This window comes from Salarchaeum japonicum, from assembly GCF_020614395.1.
Lineage (GTDB): Archaea > Halobacteriota > Halobacteria > Halobacteriales > Halobacteriaceae > Salarchaeum > Salarchaeum japonicum.
Genome location: NZ_CP085324.1, coordinates 159,308 through 176,849, shown reverse-complemented (window position 1 = coordinate 176,849; position 17,542 = coordinate 159,308). Strand labels below are relative to the sequence as shown.

Below are 17,542 nucleotides of genomic sequence, written 5' to 3'. Positions count from 1 at the left end.
GGAGTGGGGGGTTCTCGGATGTGTATGGACGCGAAGAACTTCCTGTTCTGTTCGTTGGACGCGGCGCTCATCGGGGACGTGGCGTGGCAGGTGTCGCGGGAGGGTCACGACGTGAAGTACTACATCGAGGCGGAGAGCGACCGGGAGATAGCGGACGGGTTCGTGGAGAAGACGGACGACTGGCGCGCGGAGGTCGAGTGGGCGGACGTGGTGATTTTCGACGATATTTGGGTCGGGTCGGACATCGGCACCGGCGAACTCGCGGAGGAGTTGCGAGCGCAGGGGACGGCGGTAGTCGGCGGGACGCCGAACACGGACCGGTTGGAGGAAGACCGCGGGTACGCGATGGAGGTGTTGGAGGAGAACGGCGTGAACACGCTCGACCACCGCGAGTTCACGGACTTCGGGGCGGCGGTCGAGTACGTGAAGGCGAACCCCGCGCCGTACGTCATCAAGCCGCTGGGGGAGGTGCAGAACGTGAAGCGCCTGCTGTACGTCGGGTCGGACGACGACGGGGGCGACGTGATAGACGTGTTGCGGGCGTACGAGAAGGCGTGGGGTCACCGGATGAAGGGGTTCCAGCTCCAGCGGAAGGTCGAGGGCGTCGAGGTCGCCGTCTGCGGCTTTTTCAACGGCGAGTCGTTCGTCGAACCCATCAACTTCAACTTCGAGCACAAGAAGCTCTTCCCGGGGAACATCGGGCCGTCGACGGGCGAGATGGGGACGTCGATGTTCTGGGCGGGCCGGAATCGGTTGTTCGCGGAGACGCTCGGCCGTCTGGAGGGCTGGCTCGCGGACGAGGGGTACGTCGGGAGCATCGACCTGAACTGCATCGTGAACGACACCGGCGTCTACCCACTGGAGTTCACGCCCCGGTTCGGGTATCCGACAATCACGCTCCAGGAGGAGGCGTTCGAGTCCGGGACGGGCGCGTTCTTCTTCGACCTCGCGCACGGCCGCGACCCCGACCTCCGGGTGCACCGCGGCTACCAGGTCGGGGTTCGCGTCGTCCTCCCGCCGTTCCCGTTCGACGACGAGAAGACGTACGACGAGAACTCGCGGAACGCCGCGGTCGTCTTCGAATCGAACGACCGAGAGGGCGTGCACATCGAGGACGCGAAGCTCGTGGACGGCCAGTGGCGGGTCGCGGGCGAGTCCGGGATGCCGCTCGTCGTGACGGGGACGGGTGAGACGATGCAGGCGGCGCGCGAGCAGGCGTACGGCCGCATCGAGGACATCACCATCCCGAACCGCTACTACCGGGACGACATCGGGGAGCGCTGGATAGACGGTGACGGCGACCGCCTGCACGCCTGGGGCTACCTCGGGCCGGCGTAGGTCAGGTCACGCGGGGGTCGACCGTGAGGCGGACGAAGTCGCGGAGGAGGGAGCCGAGCACGCCGAGCGCGACCATGCCGAACACGGCGGTGAAGCTCAGCATCGGGTCGCCCGCGCCGAACCCGTTGAACACGGCGACGGCGGCCCCGGGAACGTCGAGGACGCCCTCGACGACGATGGTGGTGAGGACGAGCAGTCCGAGCGCTTCGCCGAGGACGGTGGAGACGAGGGTCGGCCAGGTGTTCCGGAAGACGTGGCGGGCGACGCGGAGGCGGCCCGCGCCCTTCGAGCGCGCGGTCTTGACGAAGGGGTCGTCGAGGCGGTCGGCGGTGACGCCTTTGACGTGGCGTATCTGGACGGCGGTGAGGGAGAGCGCGACGATGCCGGCGGGGAGCGCGAGACGGGTGAGGTTCTGGGCGTGGAGGAGGCCGAGTTCGGGGTCGTAGACGCGAACCCAGCCGAGGACGGTGGGGTGGTAGGCGAACGCGAGTTCCGCGAGGAGGAACGCGGGCACCGCGAGACCGACGTAGGAGACGACGGAGAGCGCGCGGTCGAGGCGGCTTCCGGGTTCGACGGCGGCGTACGTGCCGAGACCGAGGCCGACGGCGAGCGAGGCGAGGACGCCGGGGACGAGGTAGGCGAGCGTGACGGGGAGCCGGCCGGCGTAGAGCGAGACGACCGACGTGTCGTAGTAGAGCGAGCGCCCCCAGTCGAGCGTGAGGAAGGCGCGCATCCACGCGAGGTACTGGTCGAGGGGGCCGCCGTCGGCGTCGAGAACGGCTCCGAGCCCCATCTCGACTTCCGCGAAGAAGACGCGGCGGGTGTCGGGGAGGACGGCGAGCACGAGGTAGGTCGCGGTGAGCACGACCCAGACGACGGCGACGGCCCACGCGAGTCGGCCGAGGACGTAGCGGGCGTCGCCGCCGAGGGAGGCCATACCCACGATGGACGAAACAGCACTGATAAATCCACGTGTACCGGATGTTCTGTCCGGCTGGCGCGGCGTTACGTGGGTGTCTCGTGGCGGTGTGAACGCGAATGACCGGGACGCCCGGCGACCGACGCATCGACTGGACGGCGGACACCAGTCGCGGCTACTCGCCGCCCGCCGTCGCCGCGCTCGCGGGACTGCTCGCGGTTCTCGCGGCGTTCGCGTACACGGCCGTCACGCCGGGCCGGAGCCTGCTCGGGTACGAAATCGGCCGACTGGAGTGGCTGTGGGTGGCGAGCCTCTGGCTGTTCGTCGTCGCGAGCGCGAGCGTCGTCGCGAACGCCGACCGCGGGGACGCCCGGAACGCGCTCGCGTACTTCGCCCGCCACCCCGCGGCCGCCGCCGGGACGTTCGTCGCGCTCGCCGTCTTCCTCGCGGGCACGCTCGGCCCCGTCTTTCTCGACCCGCCCGCCGTCAACATCCCCTACCGGAACCAGCCGCCGGTGTACACGAGCGTCCCCCAGTACGACGTCGTACAGTGCTACAACCCCGTGGGAGACCGGTGTTACGGCACCTGGTCGGCCCCGCTCGGGACGAACGCGCTCGGACAGGACATGGTGCAGTTGCTCGTGTTCGGCGCGCGGAACGTCGTCCAGCTCGCGCTCGTCGCCGTCGCGCTCATCGTCCCGCTCGCCACCCTCGTCGGCACCGTCAGCGCGTACGCCGGCGGACGCACCGACCGCGTGCTCGCCGGGTCGGCGGAGAGCCTGAAGGCGGTGCCGGCGCTCCTCGTGTTCTTCGTCTGGCGGTGGCTCTCCGGCGACGGCACACTCTTCATGCTCGTCGTCTCCTTCGGCCTCGTCAACTGGGGGAGCGTCGCCACCGTCGTCCGCAGTCGCGCGCTCGACGAAGTCGCGACGGACTACGTGCGCGCGGCGAACGCGAGCGGCGCGAGCGCCGTGCAGGTCGTGCGCTGGCACCTCCTCCCGAACGTCTCCCGGAGCGCGACCGTCGCCGCCGTCTCCCAGATACCGCTCTTCATCACCATCGAAGCGACGCTCTCATTCCTCCGGTTCGGCACGCCGCCGTCCCCCCTCCTGCTCCGCCCGACGACCGTCATCTCCTGGGGCGACATGATAGGCAGTAACATCTCGTCCGTCCAGCGGTACTGGTGGACCGTCGCGATACCCGTCGCCGCCCTCCTCGCCACCATCCTCGCCGTCAGCCTCCTCAGCGACGCGATTCAAGACCTCCTCGGCCCCCGCTCAACCTAGAGCCGACCACTGGCCCGCGGTCGATTACACGAAGTCCGCGATGCCCGACTGCCTGTTCTCGTCGCCCTCGACCCACGTTTTCCGTCGTCGAGTGCGCTTCGCGCACCGCTCCTCGCAAAACCTGGACGAAAACAGCCCGCGAGCATCCGGCCCGCGGTCGATTACATGAAGTCCGCGATGCCCGACTGCTTGTTCTTGTCGTTCTCGAAGATGCTTTCGAGGGACTGTTCGAGGACTTCGAGGCGCTGTTTGGTGTACTCGCGGCAGTCGTACTCCTCCGCGACCTGAATCGCGGTGTCCATGTACTTGTTGACGGAGCCGCGGTGAACGGTGAGGTTCACCGTCCCGCCGCACTCCCGGCAATCACCCGTGAGCGGAACCCGCCTGTACTTCTTCCCGCAATCCAAACACCGCGTCTCCTGCCGGCTGAACGCCCGGAGGTTCCCGATGAGGTCGGGGAGGAAGTGGTACTCGATGACGCGCTCCGCCACGTCCGTCTCGTCCACCGCGCGGAGCTTCCGCGCGAGTTCGAGCTGCGCGTCCATCTTCTCCATCATACTCCCGAGCGTCTTGTACGCCGAGAGGTCGGGACCGAGCGCGATATTCGAGGTGTCGTGCGTGTGGTCGAACCCCGTGTACTCCAAGTCGGTTCCGAGGTTCTCCTCCGCGATCTCCACGTCCACGGACTCCGGGTCAGCCATCTCCCGACTCGCCTCGTAGAACTCCCGCGGATACTGCCGCACCACGTCCATGTTGTGCGCCTCGTCGTCGATTTCCGACGGGTCGATACGACTCGACATCACCAACGGCGCGTCCATCTGCCCGCCCCGCTTGTCCGGCAGGAACGACTTCGAGAAATTGAGAAGCCCATCCATCAACAACATCACGCAATCCTCGTCACCGTCGCAATTGCGGCGCTTCGCGGCGTGGAAGTACGGGTGGGCGTAGCCGACGGCGGCGGAGGTGAAGCCGACGACGCGTCCGACGGTTGCGGCGCTGGTGTGGGGGGCCATGCCGAAGACGAGTTCGCCGACGAGGTCGTCGCGGTCGTCGAGTTCGTAGAAGGGTTCGACGTCGTAGTATTGGGTGAGGAGGTCGTCGACGAAGTCCGCGGTTTTGAGCATGTGTTCGGCCGCGCCGTCGCTGAGGACGATGTCTTGGACGTTGAGTTCGAGGAGTTGGTCGTCGTGCTTGAGGGGGTCGCCGTTGATGTCGTGGGTGTAGCCGAGTTCGTGGAACTGCTCTGTGGTGACGTCGAGTTCGCTGGGGCGGACTGAGGTGACGGGGAGGTCGGTCATGTCGTATCGGACGGTGCCGTCCTTGAACGTGGTGACGCCGTGTTTGGCGCGGAGGACGCCTTTCTCGATGGGTTCGGGGACTTTCTCCGAGGAGGTGAGTCCTTTGACGCCTTTGAGGATGTCGTAGGCGTTCTCGCGTTCGCCGACGGATTGGAGGGCGTCGGCGTACTCCTGGCGGAGGTCGATAGTCTGGGTTGTGACGTTGTCGAGTTCGCGGTCGCAGCGCGGGCATTCGACGCGGCCGGATTCGTCGGGGTGGGCTTCGACGCCGCAGTCGGGGCACTCGTAGTAGGGGTCGGTCCAGACCTCGCAGTCGGGACACCGGGCTTCGTAGGTGTGGCTGGCGCAGTCGGGGCATTCGCGGACGCCGAGCTGGACGTCGATCTGGCCGGGCGTGCTCTGCATGTCGGGGGCGTGTTTCGCGGCTTTCGCCACGTCGCGCTGGCTGCCGCCGGCTTCGCCGATGGGGAAGAGGGTGTGGACGGCGGGACTGAGGTCGCGGGATTCGGATTTCTCGGGGCGGCCCATGCGGTTCCCGATGCGGGTGGGGGCGCGTTCCTGGACGGAGAAGGGCGCGACTTCCTCGACGGCCTTCATCGCGTTCTCCCACTCCCTCGCGTCGGGGCTGAGGTCGTCCCACTGCTTTTCGAGGTCGGTGGTGAGGCCGAGCGACCGGACGAACGGCTCCCAGTCGGTGGTGCGGATGTACTCGCCCTGGTGGTGGGGGAGGATGAGGGCCTCGACGGTCTCCCGCACGTCGTCGTCGTAGGGGAAGGCGAGTTCGTCGCCGTCGATTTCGCCCCGGGCGACGGCGTCCGTGAGCGCTTCGAACTCAGGGACAGTGATGTCGTGCCAGAGGTAGGTGTACTCGGGGTGGAGGGGGGCGTCGTACTCGTCCGCCCAGTCGAGGGCTTGTTCGGGGCTGGGGTGTTCGAGGTCGACGTAGGGCGAGTCTTCGAGCGCCTGGAGGTCCGCGCCGGCGGCGGCGAGGTCTTGCGTCCACCACTCCGTGACGTAGGACGCGGGGGCGAGCGGGTGGTTGTTCTCGACGAACTCGCCGTAGTTCACGAGGTACTCGCCGAGGTCGAGGATTTTCTCGACGCCGTTCCGGACTTCGAGGGCTTCGCGGGGGTCGTCGATGCGGCGGACGTCGCCGTTCGCGAGTTTGACGGTGGGGCCGTCGATGCTGTCAACGGGGACGACGCCGGCGGCTTTCCCGGGGCGTTCGGTCTTTATCTGGGTGCCGGTCGCGAGGAAGTCGTCCACGAGGTGCATCGTCGCGGGGTGGACGCCCGCGGTCGCGAACCCGTGGTTGCGCGAGCGCCCGTACCGGAGTCGGAACCCGCCCTCGCGGGAGGGGTGGCCGAAGACGGGGCGGCCGGCGATGAGGTCGCGGAGGAACTTCTTCGCGGGTTCGACCCGGGGCGGCCCCGCGGGGTCGTCCGACTCGCCCTCGCCCTCGTCCGCGCCGTCGGCGTCCGCGTCGTCGCCCTCGGCGTCCTCGCTCTCGTCCGCCTGGTCGGCCTCGTCGCTCGCGCTGTCGTCGTAGTAGGTGCCGTCGATGAGGTCTTGGAGCCACGGCCAGTCCACCTCGTCCAGTCCGCGCGTGTACCGCTGAATCTTCGGGGCCTTCAGCGCGATTCCCTCCGCGAGCACGAGACACATCCCGCCCCGGGGGTTGTTCGTGTCCACGCGTTCGAGGTCGCGGAAGCCCGAGACCTCCTCCTGGCCCGTCGCCTCCCCGTCGAGCATGATGGGCATGTGCTCGGCGATGAACTTCGTCTCCTTGTCCTTCGGCGTGTACTGGAGGCCGGTCTCGGAGTCGTAGAGCGCGATTTCCTCCGCGTACCGCTCTATCTCGTCGTCCCGGCCCTTGTACTCGCTCATCCCGAGGAGCGCGCGGGCGTAGTCCGCGACCAGCACGCTCAACGCCTGCGCCGTCCCGCCCGCGGAGCGGATTGGGCCGGCGTAGTAGACGTTCACGAACTCCGTCCCGTCGTCGTTCTCCAACACCTCGACGCGGTCGATGCCCTCGATGGGCGCGGCGACCACGCCCTCGGTGAGCAGGGCGACCGCGGTGCGAACCGCGCCCTCGACCTTCCCCGCGTCCGTCTCGTAGTCCCCGACCGTCCCCTCGACGAAGTCCTCGGTGAGTTCGAGCGCGGCCTCCTCCCGGCTCATCTCGCCTTCGAGTTCGCGGACGCGCTCGGCGACGCCGTCGATGCCGAGGATGTTCTCCACGCGGTCGGCCATGTCCTTCGCGACCGGAATCTCCACCTCGGGCTCGGGGTCGCCGCCCTTCTGCTTCGCGCGCTCCGCGAGGTCGAACGCCTCGTCCAACCGGGATTCGAGTCGCTCGAAGTAGGCCTCGTCCTCGGAGCGCATGTACGCCTACCGGATACACCGGACGGACTATTAGGGGTTGTGTTCGTTCGGGAACTCGCATAAAGTGTCAGCACAAAAGATATGCCGTCGGAGGGGGCAGCAGCGGATGATGGCCCTCCACCAGCAGCTCACGAAGCGACGCGTCCTCGCGATCCTCGTCTCGCTCTCCGTCGGCGGTCTCCTCGCTCGCCTCGTCGAGTTAGGCGACCGCGTCTTCTACTACGACGAAGCCTGGTTCGGCTACTGGGTGCTCCGGTTCATGGAGAACGGCGTCTGGGAGTACCGGCCCATCCTCCACGGCCCGTTCTTCGCTCGCGTGAACTCGGTCGTCTTCCCCGTAGTCGGCGCGAACGACTTCACCGCGCGCGTCGTCGTCGCAGGCATCGGCGCGCTCCTCCCGCTCGCCGCCTGGCTCTTCCGCGAACACCTCCGCCGGGCCGAGGTCGTCGCACTCGGCGTCGCGCTCGCGTTCAACCCCGTCCTGTTCTACTACTCACGGTTCATGCGCAAGGACCTCCCGCTCGCCGCGTTCATGCTCGTGACGCTCGGCCTGCTCGTCCGCGCGTACGACACCCGTACTCCCCGCTACCTGTACGCGAGCGGAGTGACACTCGGCCTCGCGTTTGCGACGAAGGAGAGCGTGCTCCTCTGGCTGGTGACGTGGCTCGGCGCGAGCGTGCTCGTGTTCGACCGCGTCCTCGTTCGCGCCCGCGACACTGACGGCGACGCGCTCACCACGCTCCAGTCGCTCGCGAACCGCGCCGTCGCGGGCGTCCGCGCGTGGTGGACACACGGCGTGCTCTCGGGCGTGCTCTTTCTCGCTGTCGTCGTCTACTTCTACGCGCCGCGCGCCGGCCCCGGCCACCCAATCGGCCTCTGGAAAGGCCTCACCGGCGACATCGCAAGCCTCCCCGCCGTCGTCGGCGAAGCCACGCTCGGCTCCTTCCAGGCCGCCATCGAGTACTGGGCCGAAGGAAGCATTCAGAATCACGCCTACCTCCCGTACTTCACGGACACCGCCGAAACCATCGTCGCCGGCGCGCTCGGCGTCACCGTTCTCGCGGCTCTCGGCTTCCTCTACGACCGGTACACCGGGGACTCGCCGCGCGCGCTCGTCGCGTTCAACTTCTACTGTGGCGTCGCCGCCATCGTCGGCTACCCGCTCGCGAACAACCTCCCCGTCCCGTGGTCAACGGTCCACGCCATCGTCCCGCTCTGCGTTCCGGCGGCGGTCGGTGGCGTCGCCGTCTACCGCTGGGGACGCAGCCGGCTTCCCGCCCGCGAACCCGCCGCGCTCCGCGAGCGCGCGCCGATGCACGTCGTGCGCGCCGCGGTCGCCGCCGGCCTCCTCGTCTTCTTCGTCGCCTCGGCGGGTGCGACACTCGCGCAGACGAGCTACCAGCAGCCCCACGAGAGCCCACTGGGCGACCCCGGCCACCAAATCGTCTACTACGCACAGGCACCCGACGACCTCCGCGCCGTCGTCGACGACATCGACCGAGCGGCGTCGACGGGCGGCGGGGAGACAGATGTCCTCTACGTCGGCGAACGGCTCGCGATGAACGAGACCAGAGTCGACTACCCGCCCGCGACGGGCGCGTGGCACGCGCGAATGCCGCTCCCGTGGTACACCGAGGCACTCGGCGCGGACGTGACGAGCGTCGAACGCCCCGGAGCCGTTGGAAACAACACGCCGCCCGTTGTCATCACGACACCGGCGCTGAAACCCACGGTCGCTCAGAAACTCGGGGACGCGTACACGAGCAGAACGCACGCGCTCGACGATATCGGGGACCGAATCGTCGTGGTGTTCACGCGAGCCGACGGCGCGTAACGCGGTTGCGCGAACCGCATCCTTTGAACCCACCGACGACCAACCGGGGGTATGGCGCTCATCGCGTTCGATTTCGACGGGACGCTGTCCGACGACGAGATGCTCGTACTGTTAGCGGAGCAGTACGGGGTCGCGGCGGACGTGGAGGACATCACGGAGCGGGCGATGCGGGGCGAACTCGCGTACGCGGAGAGCCTGCGCGAGCGCGCCGCCCTGCTCGACGGCCTCCCGGAGGCGGAGGCCGAGGCGGCCTACGAGCAGGTGTATCTCCGGCCGGGCGCGGCCGACCTCATCGAATCGCTCCGGGACGCCGGGCACACGGTCGTCATCCTCACCGGCGGGTTCGAGGAGGGCGTACAGGCCGCGTTGGAGAAGGAGAACGTCGAGGTGGACGCAATCACGGCGAACTCGCTCCCCGTCGAGGACGGCCACCTCACCGGCGAGGTCGAGGGGCCGCTCATCGAGGGAACGAAGGACGACGCGCTCGACGCCGCGATGACCGAGTTCGGTATCGACCGCGCGGACACGATAGCGGTGGGGGACGGCGCGAACGACCTCCCGATGCTCGAACGCGCCGGCCGCGCCGTCGGGTTCCTCCCGAAGCCGAACGTTCGGCCCGAGTGCGACCTCGTCGTCGCGCGCATGGACGTCCTCCACGAGGTCTTCGCGGAGGACGGCCTCATACAATCCTGACGCGGAACTCCCTGTTCTCGCCCGCGGACTCGAAGTAGTACGTCATGTCGGGCTGGCCGTCCCCGACTTCGCGCTCGTCCGCCAGCCCCGACCCGAAGTAGTCGTCCTCGTACGTCCACGTCCGCGTCTCTCCGGGGGCGAGCACGAACGAAATCGTCTCGACGGGCGCGTGCGCGACCCGGGGGCCGCTCCGGTTGAGCGCGCCGAGGTAGCGCGCGGGCACGTCCGCGTCGTTCGTCACCGTCAACGCGATTGTGGGTCGGTCGTGGTGTTCGACGGTCTCGGGGAAGTCGTACTCGACTGTGAAGTCGAAGCCGGCGGCGAGGCGCTCGCGGAGCCCCTCGGGGAGACCCCACTCGCCGCCCGGCCACGAGAGCCGCGCGTCCCCCGCATCGCCCGACCGGGGGAGGTCGAAGAGCATCCAGCCGTCCCGTCCCTCGACGCCGTACGCGCTCGCGCGGTCGCCGTATTCGCGCCAGAGCCGAACGTCGTCGGGGTCGACGGGCGCGTACGACGACCCGTCGAACCGGAGCCGGAAGTCGGTGCGCGGGGGCGCGTCGTCGCCGTCGGGCGCGACGTGGAGAAAGAGCGCGGCCCGGTCGCCCCAGCGAATCCCGATGGAGTCCGGGCTGGTCATCGCGACGACGCCGGGCTGGTAGCGGTCGAGCGACACGGACAGCGGAACCGCGGGCGTGTCCGTGGTCGTGTCGGTCGTGGTGTCGGTCGTCTCCGCGGGACTCGTGTTCGAGTCGGCCGTGAGACAGCCCGCGGCGGCGGTGGCGGCGAGCGCGCCGGCGGTCGTGAGGACGCGGCGTCGGTGCATACCCGAGGGCTCGCGCGGCCCCGGTAAGTGTCTTCAGCAGGGTGAAAGAGGCGTTTCAGTCGTCGGTGGCGGCGGCGATAGCGGCGTCGAGGTCGTCGATGATGTCCGCGGGGTCTTCGATGCCGACGGAGAGCCGCACCATCTCGGGGAGGACGCCCGCGTCCGCCTGTTCCTTGTCGCTGAGCTGCTGGTGGGTGGTGCTCGCGGGGTGAATGACGAGCGTCTTCGCGTCCCCGACGTTCGCGAGGAGGCTGGCGAGCTCGGTGTTCTCGACGGTCGCGCGGGCGGCGTCGTAGCCCGCGTCGAGACCGAACGTGAGCATGCCGCCGTACCCGCCGTCGAGGTACTCGCTCGCGGCGTCGTGCGTCTCGTGGCTGTCGAGGCCGGGGTAGTTCACCCAGGAGACGGCGTCGTGGTCTTGGAGGTACTCGGCGACGACCTGCGCGTTCTCGGAGTGCCGGTTCATGCGGAGCGGGAGTGATTCCATGCCCTGGAGGGTCGTCCACGCGTCGAACGGGGATTGCTGGTTCCCGAGGTCGCGGAGGCCCCTGGCGATGGCGGCGTACGTGAACGCGGCGTCACCGAAGCGCTCCGCGAAGTTCACGCCGTGGTAGGCGGGGTTGTCCGCGCCGATTTCGGGGTACGAGTCGGCGTTCGCCTGCCAGTCGAAGTTCCCCGCATCGACGAGCGCGCCGCCGACGGTCGTGCCGCCGCCGTGCAGCCACTTCGTGGTGGAGTGCCAGACGATGTCCGCGCCGTGCTCGATGGGGTTACAGAGCGCGGGCGTGGCGAACGTGTTGTCCACGAGGAGCGGCGTGTCGTGCTCGTGCGCCACGTCCGCGATGGCTTCGAGGTCGGGCGTCACGAGCGCGGGGTTCCCGATGGTCTCCACGAGCACGTACGCGGTGTCCTCGTCGATAGCCTCCTCGTACGCGTCCACGTCGAGCGTGTCCACGAAGCGCGTGGTGACGCCGCGGCGTTCGACGGTGTGCGAGAGGTAGGTGTGGGTGCCGCCGTAGAGCGCGTTCGCCGCGACGATGTTGTCCCCGGCCTCCGCGAGCAGGAACGTCGCGACGTTCAGCGCGGCCATCCCGGACGATGTGGCGACCGCGCCGACGCCGTCTTCGAGCGCCGCGAGGCGGTCCTGGAGCACGTCCACGGTCGGGTTCATCAGCCGGGAGTAGATGTGGCCGGGTTTCTCCAGCGCGAACTGCGCGGCCGCGTCCTCCGCGTCCGCGAACTCGTAGGACGTGGTCTGGTAGATTGGCGTGGCGCGCGCCCCCGTCGCGGGGTCGGGCTGGCTGCCGGCGTGCACGCTCTGCGTGTCGAATCCGGGCGCGTCGTCGCTCTCGTCGGACATACCCCGTGATTTCTCCCGGCGAGACGTAAAGCAGGGGTACACCTGCAGAACCTACCGGCGTCTAGCCGGGAAAGAGGCTGTTGTGGACGGGCGCGTGCCCGCCGTCCGTGGAGACGCCGCTGTCGAGGAAGGAGCGGAGGGGCGGGCCGACGTTCTCGGGTTCGACGAGGAAGGCGTCGTGGCCGTGGTCGGAGTCCACGACGCGGTGCGTGACGGGGACGTCCGCGTCCTCGAACGCGGCTTCGAGGTCGTGGGACTGCTCGACGGTGAAGTGCCAGTCGCCCGTGAAGGACATGACGAGGGCTTCGCCGGTGAACGCGGCGAGCGCGTCCGCGTCGCTCTCGTAGCCGTTCGCGAGGTCGTAGTCGTCCATCGCGCGCGTGAGGTAGAGGTAGCTGTTCGCGTCGAAGCGCTCCGTGAACTTGCTCGCGTTGTAGTCGAGGTAGGACTCGACCTCGCGGTAGGGGAAGAACCCGCCCGCGGGGTCGCTGGGGAAGCGGTCGCGGCCGCCCTCGCGGCCCGCGCTCCGCCGCCCGAACTTCCGCTCCATCGAGTCCTTCGAGAGGTACATCAGGTGGCCGAGCTGGCGGGCGAGCGCGAGGCCGTCGGTCGGCCCCTCGTCGCCGTAGTAGTCGCCGCCCTGCCAGTCGGGGTCGGTGGTGATGGCGCGGCGCGCGACCGCGTCCAATCCGAGGCACTGCGCGTCGAGGCGGGCGGCGGTTGCGACGGCGGCGACCCGGTGGACGTCGTCGGGGTAGCGTTTCGCCCAGTCGAGCGCGTTCATCCCGCCGACGCTCCCGCCGACGACCGCGTGGAGGCGGCCGACGCCGAGTTCGTCCAGCAGTTGGCGCTGGGCGCGCGTCCAGTCACCGACGGTGACAGCCGGGAAGTCCGTCCCCCAGGGTTCGCCCTCGGGGTTCTCGCTCGCGGGCCCGGTGGTGCCGTAGCACGACCCGGGGACGTTCGCGCAGACGACGAAGTACTCGTTCGTGTCGATGGCCTTCCCGGGGCCGACCACGTCGTCCCACCACGCCCGCGCCTGGCCCGCGGTTCCCTCGGCCTCGCGCGCGCCGGACGCGACGTGCTGGCTGCCGGTGAGCGCGTGACAGACGAGGACGGCGTTGTCGCCCTCGAACTCGCCGTACGTCTCGTACGCTACCTCGAACTCGGGGACGGTCTCGCCGCACTGGAACGTGAAACTCCCGAGGCTGACGGTCATAGCGCGTCGTCGAAGTCCGCGAGGATGTCGGCGGGGTCTTCGATTCCGACGGAGACGCGAACCATGTCGGGGAGGACGCCCGAACTGCGCTGTTCGTCCTCGCTCAACTGGGCGTGCGTGGTGCTCGCGGGGTGGATGACGAGGGTCTTCGCGTCCCCGACGTTCGCGAGGAACGACGCCAAGTCGACGCTCTCGCAGAACTCCTTCGCGGCGTCGAAGCTCCCGAGGCCGAACGTCACCATGCCGCCGTAGCCGCCGTCGAGGTACTTCGTGGCGTTCTCGTGGGTCTCGTGCGAGGCGAGACCGGGGTAGGACACCCAGTCCGCCGCGGGGTGGTCTTCGAGGTATTCGGCGAGGATGTGCGCGTTCTCGCTGTGGCGGTCCATCCGGAGGCCGAGCGTTTCGAGTCCCTGGAGGGTCTGCCAGGCGTCGAAGGGCTTCTGGGCGTGGCCGATGCTTCGGGTGGCGCGGTGGCGGGCGACGGCGGCGAACGGCGCGTCCGGGAACCGCTCGGTGAATCGAATCCCGTGGAACGCCGGGTTCTCGCCCGCGATTTCCGGGTACTTCTCGGGGTGGGCGTCCCAGTCGAAGCTCCCGTCCTCCACGACGACGCCGCCGAGCGTGGTGCCGCCGCCGTGCAGCCACTTCGTGGTGGAGTGCCAGACGATGTCCGCGCCGTGTTCGAGGGGGCGGCAGAGCGCGGGCGTGGCGAACGTGTTGTCCACGACGAAGGGCACGTCGTTGTCGTGGGCGATGTCGGCGAGGCGTTCGAGGTCGGCGGTGACGAGCGCGGGGTTCCCGATGGTTTCGGCGTGGAGGTACGCGGTGTCCTCGTCGATGGCGTCCCGGTAGGCGTCGTAGTCGAGCGTGTCCACGAACCGGGCTTCGACGCCGCGGCGGCGGGCGGTGTGCGCGAGGTACGCGCGGGTACCGCCGTAGATGGCGCTCGCGGAGACGACGTTGTCGCCCGCGGAGGCGAGCGCGAAGTTCAGGGCGTCGAAACTCGCCATCCCGCTCGCGTTCGCGACGGCCGCACTGCCGCCGGCGAGGCTGGCGAGGCGGTCTTCGAGCGTGGCGACCGTGGGATTGGTGATGCGCGTGTAGATGTCGCCCTCGCCTTCGAGCGCGTAGAGGTCGGCGGCGGCGTCGGCGCTCTCGAACTCGTAGGACGTGGTCTGATAGATCGGGGTGGCGCGCGCCCCCGTGGCGGGGTCGGGGTCGCTGCCGGCGTGGACGGTTCGGGTGTCGAAACCCGACTCACCCTCGTCACTCATACACTACACGCATACTCCTACATACTTCTATAACTGACAGTTACGGCGACGCTTGCCGGTTGGCGCGACGGCTGGCACGCCGACCGACCGAACGCCCGGCGAAACCACAAATATGTGGACGGGAATCGCGGCGAAGAATACAACACGTTCAATATGTCGTGAAACGTACGAATGTACGATGAAGGGGCGGACGCTGCTCTCACAGCCACGGTCGAGCCGTCTCGATAAAGCCGACGTGCACGACGTGCTCCGGAACGACCGCCGCCGCCACGTCATCGAGTACCTCCGCGACCGCGACGGCGAGAGCACGGCGCGCGAACTCTCCGAGTACATCGCGGAACAGGAGAGCGGCGAGTCCCCGCCCCCGCGGAACGTCCGGCAGTCCGTCTACGTCACCCTCCAGCAGACCCACCTCCCGAAGCTCGCGGAACTCGACATCGTCGAGTACGACGAGAACGAGAAGACCGTCACGCTCTCCGAACACGCGAGGGACGTGAGCATCTACCTCGAAGTCGTCCCGAAGTACGGGCTGTCGTGGAGCGAGTTCTACGCGGGCCTGAGCGTGCTCGGCATCCTGCTCGTGCTCGCGACCGAGGTCGGCGTCCCCTACCTCGACTACGTCTCGCCCGCCTACTGGGCGGTGTTCACCTTCTGCCTCATCATCACGTGCGCGGTCTACCAGACGTACGCGCAGGGGAGTTCGGTCTTCCATCGCGTCCGCGAGTAACCGCACCGGCTATACGACTCGCGGCCGTGGCTTCGGCGTGTGACGGAACGACGTGAACGAGTCGCGCTCGCGGCCGTCGTCTTCGCGACGCTGTTCGCACAGGTTCTCCTCTACCCGGGCATTCCCGACCTCGTCGCGGCGCTCGGCGCGAGCACGAGCATCGACGCGAGCACGTGGTTCCTCGGCGCGGAGTTCGCGGCGTTCGTCGCGTTCGCCGGCGTCTGGGGCGCGGTGAGCGACCGAACCGGCCGCCGCGTCCCCTACATCACCGCGGGCGCAGTCGGCGGCGCTCTCTGTTACGCCGCGCTCGCCGCGACCGCCGGCACGCTCTCCTTCCCCGCGCTCGTCGCGCTCCGCGTGCTCCAGGGCGCGCTCACCGTCGGCGCGTTCAGCCTCGCAATCACGATGCTCGCCGACCTCTCCAGCGAGCGCGGGAAGAACATGGGCGCGGCCGGCCTCGCCATCGGCCTCGGCACCGCGCTCGGCGCGCCCGTCGGCGGCCAACTCACCGACGTGAACCCCGTGCTCCCGCTCTGGGCGGGCGCGCTCTCCCTCGGTATCGCAGGACTGCTGGCGCTGTTCGTCACCGACCGCGCGCCCGACCGCGCCGCGTCCGCCCTGGACGCGCTCCGCACGCTCCGCCGCCGCCCCGAACTCGCCGTCCCATACACGTTCGGGTTCGTCGACCGGTTCACCGCGGGGTTCTTCGCGCTCGTCGGTACCTACTACTTCCGGGACGCGTTCGGCCTGGACGGCGCCGGAACGGGACTGACGCTCGCGCTGTTCTTCGCGCCGTTCGCGCTCCTCCAGTACCCGTTCGGTCGGCTCTCCGATAGGATCGGCCGCACGCTCCCCATCGCCGGCGGTTCCGCGCTCTACGGCGTCGTCGTCGCCGCCGTCGGCCTCGTCCCCGCCCTGCTGTACGCGCAGGTCGGAATGGTGGCGGTCGGCGTGCTCGGCGCGCTGATGGCTCCCGCGACGATGGCGCTGGTCGCCGACCTCACGGCGGAAACGGAACGCGGCGTCGGGATGGCGGGGTTCAACGCCGCCGGGAGCCTCGGGTTCCTCGTCGGCATCGTCGGCGGGAGCTACGTCGCGGACGAGTACGGGTATCAAGAAGCATTCCTCGCGGCGGGCGGCGCGGAACTCCTCCTCGCCGCCGTCGCGCTGCCCGCGCTCGTTCGGCTCGGGCGCTGACCGCCCGGAACGCTACTGGCGGAGGTGGTCGCGCGCCGCGTCCAGCGCCGCCTCGGTATCGACATCGACGCCGACCGCGTCGAAGGACTCGCCGATGGTGCGAACCCCGCGGAGGACGTGCTCGCTCGTCAGGTTCCCCATATTGCTCACGCGGAATATCTGGCCGCCGAGGTGGGCCTGGCCGCCGCTGATGGAGACGCCGCGCTCACTGATTTCGCTCATGAACTCGTCGGGGTCGCCGTACACCTCGTTGGGGAGACTGACGGCGGTGAGCGTGTTCGAGTACGTCGAGTGCTCGTTCAGGTCGGGGAAGAGGTCGAGTCCCATCGCCTCGAACGCCGCGCGGAACGCCGCGGACTGCCGGCGGTGGCGGGCGATGCGCTCGCTCATGCCCTCGTGGCGGATGTCCTCCACGGCGACCGCCAGTCCGCGGAAGAGCGGGACGGCGCTCGTAAAGGGCGTCTGGTGGCTCTCGGACTTCCGGAGGTGCCAGTCGAGGTCCTCGTAGAACGGCGCGTCCTCGCCCTCGATGTGGGCTTCGGCGCGCTTCGAGACGTAGAGCGCGCTCACGCCGGGCGGGCCGGCGAGCGCCTTCTGGCCGTCCGTGATGGCGATGTCGACGTACCAGTCGTCGATGCGGAACTCGTCGCCGCCGATGGACGTGACGCCGTCCACGACGTACCGCGCGTCGTGTTCGGCCGCGAGTTCGCCGACCGCCTCGACGGGGTTGAGGAGGCCCGTGCTCGTCTCGTTGTGCACCATCGTCACCACCGCGGTGTCGTCGGAGACGGCGTCAGCGACCGCATCCACATCGACGGGACTCCCCCAGTCGAACTCGACGCGCGTCACGTCCGCGTGCCGGTCGGCGATGCGCGCGAACCGGCGGCCGAACTTCCCGTTCACCACCGCGACGACCTCGTCGTCCTCGTCCGCGAGGTTCGCGACGGCGGCCTCCATCCCCATCGTCGCCGTGCCGTTCAGGACGAGGCTCGTCCCGCCCGCGGACGTTTCGGCCTCGTCCAGCGTGGAGCGCTCGAACACGTAGTCGAGTCCGTCCTGCGCGCGCTCGTAGACGGCCTCGAACTCGCTGGAGCGGTGCGACACCATCGGCTCCGACATCGCCGTGCGGACGTCGTCCGACAACGGGACGGGGCCCGGGTTCAGGAGGAGGAAGTCCTCTCGCATACCC

13 protein-coding genes are annotated in these 17,542 nt (G+C 69.0%); 6 read left to right on the top strand and 7 right to left on the bottom strand.

Translation table 11 applies throughout. From position 1 onward, the window contains the following. Nucleotides 1-24: 24 nt before the first annotated feature. A complete protein-coding gene (locus LI334_RS00910; RefSeq protein ID WP_227261289.1) occupies nucleotides 25-1,338 on the top strand; it encodes a phosphoribosylamine--glycine ligase in 1,314 nt (437 codons plus the stop codon). Nucleotide 1,339: 1 nt separating this feature from the next. Here the strand turns inward: LI334_RS00910 and LI334_RS00905 are convergent, their stop codons facing one another. Beyond that, complete coding sequence (locus tag LI334_RS00905; protein WP_227261288.1) at nucleotides 1,340-2,275, bottom strand: ABC transporter permease; 936 nt, start codon at nucleotides 2,273-2,275, stop codon at nucleotides 1,340-1,342. A 101-nt stretch (nucleotides 2,276-2,376) separates the two neighbouring features. On the opposite strand from LI334_RS00905, the gene LI334_RS00900 reads away from it, so the two are divergent. After that, nucleotides 2,377-3,543 carry an ABC transporter permease gene (locus tag LI334_RS00900; RefSeq protein ID WP_227261287.1) on the top strand — a complete coding sequence of 389 codons (1,167 nt, stop codon included), beginning with the start codon at nucleotides 2,377-2,379 and terminating at the stop codon, nucleotides 3,541-3,543. A gap of 161 nt (nucleotides 3,544-3,704) precedes the next feature. Here the strand turns inward: LI334_RS00900 and LI334_RS00895 are convergent, their stop codons facing one another. Continuing rightward, nucleotides 3,705-7,226 (bottom strand): DNA polymerase II large subunit, encoded by a 3,522-nt coding sequence (locus tag LI334_RS00895; protein WP_227261286.1) that lies wholly within the window; start codon nucleotides 7,224-7,226, stop codon nucleotides 3,705-3,707. Between the two features lie 109 nt (nucleotides 7,227-7,335). On the opposite strand from LI334_RS00895, the gene LI334_RS00890 reads away from it, so the two are divergent. After that, entirely contained in the window at nucleotides 7,336-9,060 is a 1,725-nt protein-coding gene (locus tag LI334_RS00890) for a flippase activity-associated protein Agl23 (protein WP_227261285.1), read from the top strand. 51 nt (nucleotides 9,061-9,111) lie between these two features. After that, nucleotides 9,112-9,753: a phosphoserine phosphatase SerB gene (gene serB / locus LI334_RS00885; RefSeq protein ID WP_227261284.1), complete on the top strand. Its 642-nt coding sequence runs from the start codon at nucleotides 9,112-9,114 to the stop codon at nucleotides 9,751-9,753. Here the strand turns inward: serB and LI334_RS00880 are convergent. The 4 genes from LI334_RS00880 to LI334_RS00865 all read right to left on the bottom strand — a co-directional run bounded on the left by LI334_RS00880 (nucleotide 9,740) and on the right by LI334_RS00865 (nucleotide 14,429). Then, a complete protein-coding gene (locus tag LI334_RS00880) occupies nucleotides 9,740-10,576 on the bottom strand; it encodes a hypothetical protein (RefSeq protein WP_227261283.1) in 837 nt (278 codons plus the stop codon). The two genes, serB and LI334_RS00880, sit on opposite strands and share 14 nt — an antisense overlap. Before the next feature lie 55 nt (nucleotides 10,577-10,631). Next, nucleotides 10,632-11,936, bottom strand: a complete 1,305-nt coding sequence (locus tag LI334_RS00875; protein WP_227261282.1) for an O-acetylhomoserine aminocarboxypropyltransferase/cysteine synthase family protein — start codon at nucleotides 11,934-11,936, stop codon at nucleotides 10,632-10,634. A gap of 61 nt (nucleotides 11,937-11,997) precedes the next feature. Beyond that, complete coding sequence (gene metX, locus LI334_RS00870) at nucleotides 11,998-13,155, bottom strand: homoserine O-acetyltransferase MetX (protein WP_227261281.1); 1,158 nt, start codon at nucleotides 13,153-13,155, stop codon at nucleotides 11,998-12,000. Then, nucleotides 13,152-14,429, bottom strand: a complete 1,278-nt coding sequence (locus LI334_RS00865) for an O-acetylhomoserine aminocarboxypropyltransferase/cysteine synthase family protein (RefSeq protein WP_227261280.1) — start codon at nucleotides 14,427-14,429, stop codon at nucleotides 13,152-13,154. The genes metX and LI334_RS00865 overlap by 4 nt, the downstream gene beginning before the upstream one ends. Before the next feature lie 178 nt (nucleotides 14,430-14,607). On the opposite strand from LI334_RS00865, the gene LI334_RS00860 reads away from it, so the two are divergent. Beyond that, complete coding sequence (locus LI334_RS00860; protein WP_227261279.1) at nucleotides 14,608-15,156, top strand: DUF7344 domain-containing protein; 549 nt, start codon at nucleotides 14,608-14,610, stop codon at nucleotides 15,154-15,156. A 39-nt stretch (nucleotides 15,157-15,195) separates the two neighbouring features. Continuing rightward, a complete protein-coding gene (locus LI334_RS00855; RefSeq protein ID WP_227261278.1) occupies nucleotides 15,196-16,353 on the top strand; it encodes an MFS transporter in 1,158 nt (385 codons plus the stop codon). Nucleotides 16,354-16,365: 12 nt separating this feature from the next. On the opposite strand, the gene LI334_RS00850 is transcribed toward LI334_RS00855, so the two are convergent. Further along, nucleotides 16,366-17,538, bottom strand: coding sequence for a pyridoxal-phosphate-dependent aminotransferase family protein (locus LI334_RS00850; protein ID WP_227261277.1), 1,173 nt, complete (start codon nucleotides 17,536-17,538; stop codon nucleotides 16,366-16,368). Nucleotides 17,539-17,542 lie beyond the last annotated feature (4 nt).

Coding starts and splice junctions, on each gene's coding strand:
- LI334_RS00910 (WP_227261289.1), top strand. CDS start 25: ATGGACGCGAAGAACTTCCTGTTCTGTTCGTTGGACGCGGCGCTCATC.
- LI334_RS00905 (WP_227261288.1), bottom strand. CDS start 2,275: ATGGCCTCCCTCGGCGGCGACGCCCGCTACGTCCTCGGCCGACTCGCG.
- LI334_RS00900 (WP_227261287.1), top strand. CDS start 2,377: ATGACCGGGACGCCCGGCGACCGACGCATCGACTGGACGGCGGACACC.
- LI334_RS00895 (WP_227261286.1), bottom strand. CDS start 7,226: ATGCGCTCCGAGGACGAGGCCTACTTCGAGCGACTCGAATCCCGGTTG.
- LI334_RS00890 (WP_227261285.1), top strand. CDS start 7,336: ATGGCCCTCCACCAGCAGCTCACGAAGCGACGCGTCCTCGCGATCCTC.
- serB (WP_227261284.1), top strand. CDS start 9,112: ATGGCGCTCATCGCGTTCGATTTCGACGGGACGCTGTCCGACGACGAG.
- LI334_RS00880 (WP_227261283.1), bottom strand. CDS start 10,576: ATGCACCGACGCCGCGTCCTCACGACCGCCGGCGCGCTCGCCGCCACC.
- LI334_RS00875 (WP_227261282.1), bottom strand. CDS start 11,936: ATGTCCGACGAGAGCGACGACGCGCCCGGATTCGACACGCAGAGCGTG.
- metX (WP_227261281.1), bottom strand. CDS start 13,155: ATGACCGTCAGCCTCGGGAGTTTCACGTTCCAGTGCGGCGAGACCGTC.
- LI334_RS00865 (WP_227261280.1), bottom strand. CDS start 14,429: ATGAGTGACGAGGGTGAGTCGGGTTTCGACACCCGAACCGTCCACGCC.
- LI334_RS00860 (WP_227261279.1), top strand. CDS start 14,608: ATGAAGGGGCGGACGCTGCTCTCACAGCCACGGTCGAGCCGTCTCGAT.
- LI334_RS00850 (WP_227261277.1), bottom strand. CDS start 17,538: ATGCGAGAGGACTTCCTCCTCCTGAACCCGGGCCCCGTCCCGTTGTCG.